The organism is Pseudomonas fluorescens group sp. PF-69, assembly GCF_054481235.1.
Genome location: NZ_JBTMNC010000001.1, coordinates 695202 through 707258 on the forward strand (window position 1 = coordinate 695202; position 12057 = coordinate 707258).

The following is a 12057-nucleotide window of genomic DNA, read 5'->3' on the forward strand; positions in this document are numbered from 1 at the left end:
GCCGTCGACCAGAACACCTCAACATCCGACTACAGATCCTGTATCACTAACTTCGCCTTGTGAGCATGACATTGAATCGAGGCGAGCGGGATGCTGAACTTGACTTCAGCATTTTTGAAAATGGCCATGATTTTTCTGTACATGCTCACTCACTAGACAACAAGCTGTTCCAGCGTCTTAACGTCCTTGAAAACCACATCCGGCACCAACTTGAAGTGCTCACGGCCACATTCAATCTTCAGGTTCTCCTTGCTTCTTCGCTCACCCGTAACTGTGCTCGACTTGGTTTCCGCGACGAAATAAACACGGGTGTCGTTTTCAAACACCACCGCCCAGTCCGGGTTATAGCTTCCCAGCGGGGTTGCGATCTTGAACTCACCAGGCAGTTTGAAGAAAAACTTCACCCGCTCGTCGATACTGCAATCGTGTGCGAACTGGCTTTCCGGATCGCTTTCACTCAGCACGCAAGTAAAGGCGTCGCCCAAGGGGTTCTTGTCTTCATCAACCGGCTGGGCCTCAAGCAGCGTCTTGCGGATCGGCGTCGTCAGCTCGTCATTTGCAGGCGGGTACACGCTGCTCAGATAGGTTTCCAGCTCTTCGTCGAACAGCGCCATTTCATAGCGCCGCCCATTGATCTGGTGGTACTCGATTCCTTTCACCAGCAGCGCTTGCAGGCAATTCTTGATCGCCGCAATGGCGGTATCGAGAAACGCCTGTGGGTTGATCAACAACTCGCAAAGCCTGCCCGCCCCATCCAAAATCGCGAATATGGATGAGCGGGATAAATGCACGCGGTTCTGGATGTAGGCATACACGTCCGGTACCACAATTTGCTCCGTTTGCGCATCGGAACTGCCCACGCCCGTCTCGACACCATGCACACCATCCTTGCGCATGACGATCTTCGCTTTTAGCGCACGGATTTTTGCCGGCTGAACCTTGGGGTACTGATTCAAATCCGCCAGCGATTCTACGCACTGCTTGATCAACTCTGGGGTATCGAGTTTGACGGTGTAGCGCGTCTGATAGCTGATTTTTTGCCAGATCGCCTTGAACAGCGCCTCCTCTTCTGCGCTGAGTTTTTTGCGTTTTACCCGCGCCTTGGCACGTGCGTTCTTCACGCGGTTGTCAAAGCTCACACCGGTTTCTTCCTCGATCTCGGTCTGCAGTGCTTTGGCAAAGGCTTCGTAGCTTTCGTTCGGAATCACGGTCAGCACATTAACGCGCTTGTCCTGTACCCGTTCGCCTTTCTGGTTCACACACAAGCGCAGACCCCGACCGATTTCCTGCCGCTTTTTCAGGACACTGTGGCTTTCGTTCAGCGTGCAAATCTGGAACACATTCGGGTTGTCCCAACCTTCGCGCAGGGCTGAGTGACTGAAGATAAACTGCAAGGGCTCATCCACACTCAGCAAGCGTTCTTTTTCTTTCATGATCAGGGCGTAGGTGTCGTCGTCCTTTGCCACATTGCCTTTGGTATCCACCCAGATAGTCTTGGCGGCCGCGCCTTTTCCCTTTTTGTCGCCAGAAAAATAACCGTTGTGCACGGCGCTGGCGGCATGGGAGATCAAGCCCTTGTACTGCGACTTGCTGGCGTACTTATTGAAGGCCTCTTCAAACCACACCGCGAACTTGCCGGGCACAGGATTGCCGTCTGCATCAAATGCGCGATAGTTGGCCACCTTGTCGATAAAGAACAGGCTAAGCACCTTGACGCCAATCTCTTGCAGATTTTTCAACTTAGCGAAGTGCGCGGCGACGGTGCGCTCGATCTGAAAGAGCATCACGTCATCTTCAAGCCCGCCTTGCTGCGCGTGTAGGCTAAGCACCCGCCCGCCCGAAAACTCGATCTCTTCATCCTCTGCGCGGATTTCGTTGAGGATGTAGCCATCGGCATACACATCGCGGCCTTTGGATTTGTCGAACAGGTCTTCGCCCAGCTTCAGGGTGAGTTCCTTGCGCTTCACCCCAGTCTTCTCGTTGACGTCGATACTCACCTTGACGCTGATGCCCTTGGCTTTCGCATCGATACTGACAAGCTGAATGAAGGCCTGATTGTGGCTTTCGTCGGCCAGCACGCCGTCCACCTCGATCTGCTTGACCAGGCCCAGGTCGTAAGCCTGCACCGGGTTCAGCGAATACAGCAGGTTGTAAGGGTTCTTATGGGTAGCGGAGTAGCGCAGCGTACACAGAGGGTTTAGCTCCATAAGGGCACGGCGACGGATGTCAGTTTCAAAGTTCTGCGGCTCATCCACGATCACAATGGGATTCACCGCCTTGATGTATTCAATAGGCGCAAAAGCACGCTCGCCCTTCTGGTTGATCTTGTTGCTGTCTTTGGTGAAGCTGTCGATGTTGATCACCAGCACGCTGAGCGCATCGCTCTGCGCAAAGTGTCGCAGGTCGCTGAGCTTGTTGCTGTCAAACAGCATCGGCACACAGGGCACATTGGCGTAATCCAGCGCGAAGTGCTCGCGCGTGATCTGCAGATTTTTCATCGTGCCTTCGCGAATCGCCACGCTGGGCACCACCACCACAAACTTCCTGAACCCATACACCTTGTTCAGTTCGTACATGGTCTTGATGAAGGTGTAGGTCTTGCCGGTGCCGGTTTCCATCTCCAGCGTAAGGTTCAGTGGGCAAAACTCTTCTTTGCCGTTATCGGGCACGGACTTCACCAGCTCGCTCGATACCGCCACGCCATTGGCTTGCTGCACCTTCTGTACATTGGCCAGCAAGGCTTCGTCCGAAAGCTTGAGCACGTTGCCAATACTGCCGTCGTTAGCATATTCCACACTGGCGGCTTGCCCGGCCAGCGAGAAATCTGACTTGGCCAAAGGCTGACCATCAAACACCTGCACGACTGCCTCAACCGCACGGGTCTGGTAGGATTGATGCGAGAACTGTAACTTCATGATTTGCGTCATTGTGTGGCCCCTCAGATCACTGTCAGGCCAATATCCAGCCCTGCCAATTCCAGCTGCAGGTTGGAGAGCAGCTCGTCGGCCTTGTCGCCCACGAAGCAGGAATTCAGCAACACCACCTGCGCCGGCCGAGCCTTGGATATTTCCTCTTTCAAGGCCGAGGAGTAAGGCTCAAAACACAGCCAGAGCTGCTTGTCGTCGTGTATCAGCACGCGATGCACAGTAACTCCTGCAAGCTGAACCGGCTTGCTGATCGCATGCACACCCAGCGCACCCAAACCATGCTTTAGCAACAGCTCGGCGAGCATCGCCGTCTGGGCCTCTGCCGCTTCAGGTGAATGCCCATTTTTCTCCGCACGCTGGAACAGATTGAGCGTTTCGCGCAGCGCGGCCTCATCAGCCACATCTCCGCGCCAGACTTTGAAATTGGAGGGCGCTAAGGTGAAATGGGCACAGGCCAGATCAGCGGTTTTGTCAGGATGTTCGGCCTTGAGCTTGGCAATCACCTTGTCGATGCGAGCGCGAGTAATATCGGCAATCGTGCGATAGCCCGCTTTGTAGGCTTCGCTGGTTTCTTCCAATAACTCAGGCATTTGCACACAAATAAACTGGCGATTGCCACCATTAATATTTTCTTCCATTACCGCCTGAGCTGCAGATCCAGAGCCTGCAAAAAAATCTAAAATAATATCTCCGTCAGATGCCCCTACTTCAACAAACCTTCTTATTAACTCTACAGACTTAGGGAAGGGGAAGTATTTTCCGCCAAATAGCTTTTCAAAATCACCCGTACCTCTTCGACTCGAAACCTCATTATCAAGCACAAGAGATCTAATTACCTTAGTAGTGTGCCTAGACTTCTGTACAATACGAAAATCCCCAGACTCACTTCTATATCCAATTATTTCAGTATTTAATCCAGATTTTGCTTTTACTTTTCCCCAACGCCAAACGCGCGGAATTCCCTCTTTTCTCGAAACAACTGGCCAGACCTCTGTCCAACCATCCTTTTTCTCTAGCGATATTTCAAAGAAATCGTCTGAAATATTATTTTCAGGATTCAAATAAAAAGGATAGTAAAGATTCGGTCGTGTTTGGGGATTAAATGCAACGTTCCCATTGTAAAGTGGGTAAATATTAAAACCCCCATACTCATCCTTAAACTTAAACTCCTTTGACTCCTCAGTAAGCTGATTCGTAGATGTTTCGTAAATATTTTTAGCATAAAAAAATGCATAGTCATGGGTTTTTGCGATATGCCCATAATCGATACCACTTGGAGACGCATTAACAACAAAGAGCCCTATAAAATTCTCCGCACCAAAGACCTCATCGCAAAGCAACTTTAAGTTCGATTGCTCGTTATCATCAATACTAATAAAAACAACCCCATCATCCCGCAATAAATTTCGCGCCAAATACAAACGCGGGTACATCATCGACAACCACGCACTGTGATATTGACCACTTTCTTTGCTGTTTTTTTTCCACAAACTTTGCTTGTTCAGATAACCCGCTTCGTTCTTTTCACCGGTGCGCTTTTGGTATTCGTCCAGCGTCTCGGAATAATCGTCGGGATACACAAAGCTGTCGTTACCAGTGTTGTACGGCGGGTCGATGTAAATCATCTTGACCTTGCCGTGGTAGGACTTTTGCAGCGCGCGCAGCACTTCGAGGTTTTCGCCTTCGATCAGCATGTGCGGCGCATGGGGCGGGTTGCTGGCGGCGGGCAGCAGGGTGTGGCTGGTGGTTTTCTGGATTTCGCGCCTGGCGGCGGCCTTGCCTGCCCATGAAAGCTCGTAGTGTTCAGCCGGAGCAATGCGCTCTTGGCCGATCAGCTCTTTGAGCTTTTCAATGTCGAGCTGGTTGTCGCTAATGACTTCCGGCGCGGTTTGGCGCAGCAGAGCCAGCAGTTCAGCCTGGCGCTCGGCCAACGCATCGGGGCTGTAACCCAGTTCGGTATTGTTGTTTTCCATAAGCAACATCCTGTGATCTTCAGATTTGTTTCGTTTACACCAACTGCCAGCGCAGGGTGAAAAGTATTTGGATTTCGGTTTTTTCCTGCATCCGCTGTTGCAGCGTTTCAATCAGCTCGTCCCGCTTGGCAATGATCTCGTCCTCAGTATTGAAGATTTCCTGCCTCAGACGGCGTTGCTTGCGCTCCAGCTCAGACAGTTCGCGCTGGATACTGTCTTGCTCCTGCAGGGTGGCGGCCTTACGGGCGTCGCGCTTCAACTGTGCGATGCGTGCCTTGGTGTTCTTAAGCGCTTCCTCAGCAGCGACGAGCTTGTCATCTGCCCAACGCTCCAGCTTGTCACGCTCTTCATTGAACAGTCGCTGGTTGGCTTCCAGCACGCTGGCAATGGTGGCCTGCACCAAGCGCTGACTGTTCGCCGCTAGGGCATTGGGTGCTGCATCATTAATAGCTAAGGGCTTTCCAGCCGCAGGAATGGTTAGCAGTTTTTCGCAGACTTCCTGATCAAGCAGTTCACCATCGTCAGTCTGGCCTGAGAACAACAGCGCCTCGGTTGTCTCAAAGGCTGTAACTTCGAGTCGCACCAAAGTAAGCCAGCCGGACTTGCCGAGGAGCTTTTCAATGACTGAGATGCGTGTGCCGTGCTTGGCGTAATCGAGCTTAAGCAGGGCGATCGGAGTAGAAGCGTTGAGACTTGTGGCAATACTCCACTCGCCCAGCGGATGGCTGAGTCGGTAAGCGTGCGCCAACATATCGGGTTGAGCGGCACCGCGGATGAGCTGATAGCGGCCAGGCACAATTTGCAGAGCCTCAACATCTGGCGGGCTGGTCAGCGAAAAGGCATACGCTTGATCATCAAAGCGTGCCCGCTCACACAGGGCATAGCGGGTCACCCCCCAGAACCAGCGCCCTAGTCTGTCGAGCCGGGCTTCAGCTTCGTCCAGTCGTAGCTTGAGGCGGTCGTGAACATCCTCATCGAAGTTCTCCAGCAGCTGGGACTGGGTGTCCTTTATGCGATCATTGATCGCTTCTTCTAGCTCTGTCTGCAACGCATTAAAGGCAGCTTCTATCTGATCTGGCTGGCGACAGGTATCGTAGATTTTCTGTATGCGTTTCTCGAAGTCCAGGCCACCTTCGATGCTGCCTAACACCTCATCACTGGCACCGAACACACCAGAAAACAGGCTGAATTTTTCAGTCAGCAACTCCAATACGCGCTGATCTGCCTGATTGCGGGTGTTGAGGAAGTTAATAACTACCACATCGAATTTCTGACCGTAGCGGTGGCAGCGACCTATGCGCTGCTCGACCCGCTGTGGATTCCATGGGAGATCGTAGTTAATTAGCAAGGCGCAGAACTGAAGGTTCACACCTTCAGCAGCAGCCTCTGTGGCGATCATGATTTCCGCACCGCTGCCATCGATCTTGCGAAAGTGATCAATCAGCGCAGTGCGGCGGTCTACCTGGGGGGATCCGGTTATCCGATCAGTGCCTTTATGTTCAGTCAGCCATTGCTGGTAGACAAGGGTGGAGTCGGGATGGTTGTTCGTGCCACTGAACAGCACCAACTTGCCGTCATAACCGCTTGCAGACAGAAACTGATGCAAGTACTCCTGAGTACGTTTTGATTCGGTGAATATGATGACCTTACGCGAGGCCCCTAGCTCAGCCATGCTGGCAAAGCCTAGTTGCAAAGCAGTGAGCAGGGACTGAGCTTTGGTATCAGTACGCAGCCCATGTGCGAGCTCAATGATGGCCGTCAGCTCATCTATTTCTGCCTGGATAAACTGTTTTTTATGCTCTGGGCTTTGCACAACCGGCTGTGAGGGCAGCCGTTCATCCGACTCAGGCTCTTCTTCTTCTTCTTCTTCTTCTTCTTCGAGATAGTCGGTTTCGAGGTCGTCCTCTTCTACCCATTGCTCCAGCAGGTTGATCTGCTCTGCCGAGGCTTCGTCTACCAGCATTTGTTCCAGTCGAGCCCGGACGGTAATCAGCGTAGCAACAATGGCCGGAGTGCTGGAAGCGAGCAATTTGCGCAGAATCAAACCTGTGAGATGACGCTGACTTTTGGGCAACGCAAAAGAATGTTCGCGTAGCAGAAAATCAGACACCTGGTCGTAAAGCGCGTGCTCATCATCCGTGGGGCTGAATGGCTGGGTTATAGCCTTGCGCTCGGTGTACTGGATGTACTCCAACACATCCTTACGCAAAGTGCGTTGAGTGAAGCCAGCAAGCCGCCCCCGCAGCTCCTCCAGCCCAGCAGGGTTATTCAGATACTGCTTGCGAAAGGCTTTTTCATCGCCGAATAGATGCTCATCGATGAGGGTAGACAGCCCATACAACTCCATCAGCGAGTTCTGCATCGGCGTGGCGGTTAACAGCAATTTCTTGCGCCCTTCCAACGCTCGGCGCAAGGCCTGTCCGGTTCGGTTGCTCTGACGATGAGCATTGCGAAGCTTGTGAGCTTCGTCGAGAACTACTACATGCCAGGGAATGGCGCGCAGTTCAGCCTCAAGACGAGCAGCAAATTGGTAGGACATGATCAGGACTGATTTGCCAGCAAGATGCTGCAAAGTCTCAAGCGCGCTGCCGAATGACTGCTTCTTGAGTGCCACGGCATCCAGCACAGTGCAGGGCACGGCAAACTTCTCTGACAGCTCTTGCGCCCACTGTTTACGCAGGCTGGCCGGAGCAATAATCAGTAACCGGCGGCTGCGCTCCGCCCATAACTGACAGACAACCAGTGCCGCTTCGATGGTTTTTCCCAAACCAACTTCATCAGCAAGCAAGACTCCTTGCTGCAAGGGATTGCGTAAAGCAAAAAGCGCGGCCTCGATCTGATGAGGGTTCAGATCAACACTGGCGTCGAATAGGGACTGAGACAGTCGGTCAACGCCATCGGCAGCATGGCGTCTCGTTAACTCGTGCGCGTAGTACTTGGCGTGGTAGGCAGAAATCATTTCTTTGCTCCGACCGTACGCTCTGGCTCCGAATATCCTGGCGCTAGCACAGCGTTTTTAACGCCGTATATCGCCAATGAGTCCTTTAGCCAAAGACGGTGTTCTGGCCCTCGCAGGCTATGATTCGGGGTACAGTCCACGCTCCATTTGTGCAACACATAGCCCACCGTTGCAGCACGCAGTTTCATTCGCAATACGCCTCCATGCATGCCGTAATCCATCTCGGTAATTTCCGGGTGCGGCTGATTCGGGTGCGGCACCAACTCCAACTCAACAATGCGAGTCCACTGGATATCCTGATCGCTCAGCTCATGGGATGCCGGCGACTCCTCTTTGAGCAAGCGCGGGCGTTTGATTCGCGTGATTACAAAGTCACGAAACTCTTGGTTTTTGCGATCAAAGGCTCGTACATGCCAACGCAGCCCTGTATCGATCAAGGCGAAAGGCACAATCTCGCGTTTGGACTTACCGCTGGAAATAGAGTGGTACTCGATAGCCAGGGGGCAGCCCTTATGGATGGAGCGAGTCACACTCGCCAGCACATCCAAATCGGGGTTCGTCAGCCTGAAGGGAATCTCACAGGGCACCCAGGTTTTGAACAGCAGCGGTTCTCCATCGCCGAAGGCCTGCGCCAGCCAAGACATGACTCTTTCGGCCGGATAATTGAATAGCGCACAGAAATCTGCGCCAAGTACATATGCTTTACCCTTGGAGTCATAATCAATGTTGCCGGGTGCTAGCTCCCTATACAGCGCAAGATCTCGGGTGGCTGCAGCAGACTGAATAGCAAAGCGCTCGACCAGATCCTGCCGACGAATATCCCCAACGAAGCGCACGCGCAGCTCGATAAAAGCCAGGCGATCACGCTGTGGCTGAGCGAACTCTGCAAGCGGGTTCATGGGCGTCATGTGGTTTTGCAACTCTTGATGAAAATAATTTAGCAGAGCTTATGGCATGCCTTTAAGCACGTCCATGATTTCATTTAACAAATAAAGTTATGATCATTTTGATCGCTATAAATTCAGGACTGAGAAGGTTCATCACGCAAACCCGAAGAGGCCCGCCGCAACACAGCAGCCTGTATCGTCGGACAGGAAATCAGTAATCGCCGTTACCGCTAGCAGGGCTCATAAATTAAACGAGCCCCAAAGATCACGCACCGATGGCGGCATTAACCCCTACTGGTATCGAATCCTCGCTGACGATCCCCGTAGGACTTCGTAGCTGCCTTGCAGAAATAACTCGCCCTGTAGAACAGCGCAGGCAATTCGTCAACATCACCAGGTCGAACATTTCGCACGATCCGGTATTCAGCGTTTGGCGGGATATTCACCAGCCCTCTCACTTCATCAACTGACAGCCGCAGAGCACTGGCCCAAGCTTCATTCATGCGGTTATTGATATTGCTGGCTTTAGATTTGAGCCACCCAAGCGTGTAGTAAGCCTCCTGATTGAGCAGGATCAGCAGGTGGTAATGCGGACGTCCCATCTCTCCAATTTCTCTTGCCCAGACGTAACGCACCTTGCTGTCATGGGCGTACGGATTCCGTTCACGTGCCTTGGCGCGGTTGTGCTCGATCTTGGCCTTGAATGAGTCGATGAACCGGCTGATAACTTCGTTGGTGTAAGCGTAGTCAGGCAGGTCAATACCCAAGGGCAGGCGCAGATCCACTCGGAATGCCAGCACCCTTGAGTGCTGCTCCAGCGCTTGGTCAATGGTCTGCTTGAGACGGGAGAGGTACTCTCGGATGAACGGCCCTGCGGCCAGCATTACGGGTAAGCCATCGAAGGTTGGCAAGTCGTGCAGGTGAAGGTTGGAGTTACCGGAATGACGAAGCAGAGGGCGTTTTGTCTTGGGAGAATCAAGGTGCATGGTTACTACTCTTGGGTTAGGTTCATAACCTGTACCCATTGAGTATTTTTTAACCGTTGACTCTGCGGCTTAGCCTACCTATGTACCGTTTTTATGATAGGTACCTAGGCTTAGATTCACCGGCCCTTATACGTATCCCATAGGTGGTATTCCACTCTGGAACAGCACCCTGCGAATCCTGCTGGCGCATGCCCATGCAAGTGCCTGTAGCCTGATGAGTAATCCTGAAACCGTGCAGGTAGTTGTCACTGCTTAAAGCATATTACTTTTACCGAGAATGACGCTCTCGACTGGCTAGGGAAACATAGCCTCAATTTTCCAGCCTAGAGGGGTAATTTCTGCTAGTCCGTTACTCTGGATAAAAACCATTTCGGCATGCGCTGATATAGCAGCCCAAACAAGTCGAGCAATGAGAAACACCGCCGCTCTGCTTATCGAAAAATACATAGGCCCACTCGCTATAAGCGCGATGACCAGCCATAGCCGGTCATAGCGCTTATGGTGGTTTCTAGCTGGCCATACTCAGGTGGCCGGTGGACCGCACTGCAGCTCCCTCAGCCAGGTCACGCTCTTCGATCCGCGCCAGGATCCAATCGTGCACCTCGCTCTCGACCCAACCGACGCAGCGATCGCCGAGAGATACCGGTTTCGGGAAGCTACCTTCCAAGATGTATTTGTATATGGTCGACCGGGCAAGACCTGTCGAGTCGATGACTTCTTTTAAACGGATGATCCTCATGAACGGGGCTCCTCGTATTCGTTCAGAGGATCTACGGAGGTAGTTAGAAAAAACCTGAAGCAGTGGATTCCGAATAACACCAGCTTCCTGACTCGACAAAGACAGGGCTCGCGCATGACAACGCTCCTGCCGGCACACCTACAAACTCAAGTGCGTCACCAGCCTATTCCGGATTCGCCCCCGAATCGTATAGTCCGGCAGATTTCGCTTTCACTCTCAAACACTCCCCCCCACCAGCAGAGATACTAGCTTGGCTTGCGGCCAGTTTTTGCGCATTCGGCTGGTCACCTTAGCGCTCCATTTAATCAGCTCGGTCGCCTTCACATGGCTATAGAAGATCGAGGTTGTCGCTGCGGCAGCTGCGTCCACGTTGAACGGAATAGCCTGTCCATCACATGGCAGAACCATCAAGCTACGGGAAAAGCACTAAAAGCGCGGTACTTCTATATTTTTTACATCTATAGCGCATCTATTTTTAAATCTATTAACATGCTATAAACATTCTATAAAACATCTATTTATATTCAAGGTTGCATGCGTGGACGACGAAAGCGAAATCATTCAGGCACTTAGGTTCAATGTGAGGGAGCTTGCTTGGCTATGGCATGAGCTGGCTAATGACGGAATTGGCTTCGATGAGTGCCACCTCAATAGCTCCGTCATGCGCCTTCAGATTTCTAAGCACCTGACCCGTGGGGTAATGAGGAATTTTGAGCATGCCAAGGACACTCAGTTTCTACTCGACGATGACTTCCGATGGATCGATAAAGACGGGAGACAGCCGACCTGGCTTGTACGAAAAGCCCTGCAAGCCACAGGCAAAATTCGACTTCCACAGCCGATCGCAACGCTGCTGATTCGGCAGCAAGTCATTTCTATTATTGATATCTGGGAGGCCCGCTTAAGCGACAAGAAAATGCTCTTGAGTAATCTTGAGCATGAGTGGCGTGAACACCTACAGCACGACAAGCTATTCAGCTGGTTTAAGGGAGCGGACGAGCAGGCAAAATGCTCAATGGCTTGGGAGTGGCTGGAGAAATACCAGCCTCAACTTACCCGGCGCGCCCCCCCTTTGGGGTGCTATAGCGAGCTACTGGACTTTTTCGACCTTCGAGACATTACCCCAAGTGAAAAAGAGCTCTTCGTTGCCAAAATAAAGCGGTGGTGGGGCACTCGAAAGACACGGGAGAATTCGCCCACTAAGAAGCAGTACAATTTTGTACTCACCAACGATGTCAATACCGCCCTCGACAAGCTTGCCCAAGGGCATGAGATATCCAGGACGAAAATCCTAGAGAGGCTCATTCTCAACGAAGCAGAGACAGGGCTGCACCTTGGTCAGACTCTCCGGAAGCGTTAGATCAGAGGATGGTATTCCAAACGGTATTCCATGAAAAAATCCAACCGCAATTTTTACAATAAAATCATATATTTGCATTTCCTGTTCAGATTACCCCGGCCCACCAATTGATCATCTAAAGACGTCCACGGACGTCTTTTTTTGTGCCTGAAATCCAGTAAATACGGGGAGTTTTAGGGCTATTGGGGGCTTTGCAGGGTTTCTGAATTCCAGGCGCTTTGGTATC

Annotated in this window: 7 protein-coding genes; 1 reads left to right on the plus strand and 6 read right to left on the minus strand. The window is 52.1% G+C overall.

Going from position 1 to position 12057, the window contains the following annotated elements; genetic code table 11:
• Positions 1-152 precede the first annotated feature (152 nt).
• From ACX3YF_RS03195 to ACX3YF_RS03220, 6 genes are all read right to left on the minus strand, one after another.
• A complete protein-coding gene (locus ACX3YF_RS03195; protein WP_458973399.1) occupies positions 153-2927 on the minus strand; it encodes a restriction endonuclease in 2775 nt (924 codons plus the stop codon).
• 11 nt (positions 2928-2938) lie between these two features.
• Positions 2939-4900: a site-specific DNA-methyltransferase gene (locus tag ACX3YF_RS03200; RefSeq protein WP_458973400.1), complete on the minus strand. Its 1962-nt coding sequence runs from the start codon at positions 4898-4900 to the stop codon at positions 2939-2941.
• Between the two features lie 34 nt (positions 4901-4934).
• The gene (locus ACX3YF_RS03205) at positions 4935-7859 is read right to left on the minus strand and encodes an SNF2-related protein (protein WP_458973401.1); all 2925 of its coding nucleotides are present in this window, start codon (positions 7857-7859) and stop codon (positions 4935-4937) included.
• Complete coding sequence (locus tag ACX3YF_RS03210; RefSeq protein ID WP_458973402.1) at positions 7856-8767, minus strand: WYL domain-containing protein; 912 nt, start codon at positions 8765-8767, stop codon at positions 7856-7858. Before ACX3YF_RS03210 ends, ACX3YF_RS03205 begins: the two co-directional genes overlap by 4 nt.
• Positions 8768-9030: 263 nt before the next feature.
• Positions 9031-9732: an inovirus Gp2 family protein gene (locus ACX3YF_RS03215; protein WP_458973403.1), complete on the minus strand. Its 702-nt coding sequence runs from the start codon at positions 9730-9732 to the stop codon at positions 9031-9033.
• 508 nt (positions 9733-10240) lie between these two features.
• On the minus strand, positions 10241-10471 hold the full coding sequence (locus ACX3YF_RS03220; RefSeq protein WP_458973404.1) for a helix-turn-helix transcriptional regulator: 231 nt from the start codon (positions 10469-10471) through the stop codon (positions 10241-10243).
• Between the two features lie 538 nt (positions 10472-11009).
• Here ACX3YF_RS03220 and ACX3YF_RS03225 point away from each other — a divergent pair.
• A complete protein-coding gene (locus ACX3YF_RS03225; RefSeq protein WP_458973405.1) occupies positions 11010-11831 on the plus strand; it encodes a hypothetical protein in 822 nt (273 codons plus the stop codon).
• The last annotated feature ends 226 nt before the right edge of the window (positions 11832-12057 follow it).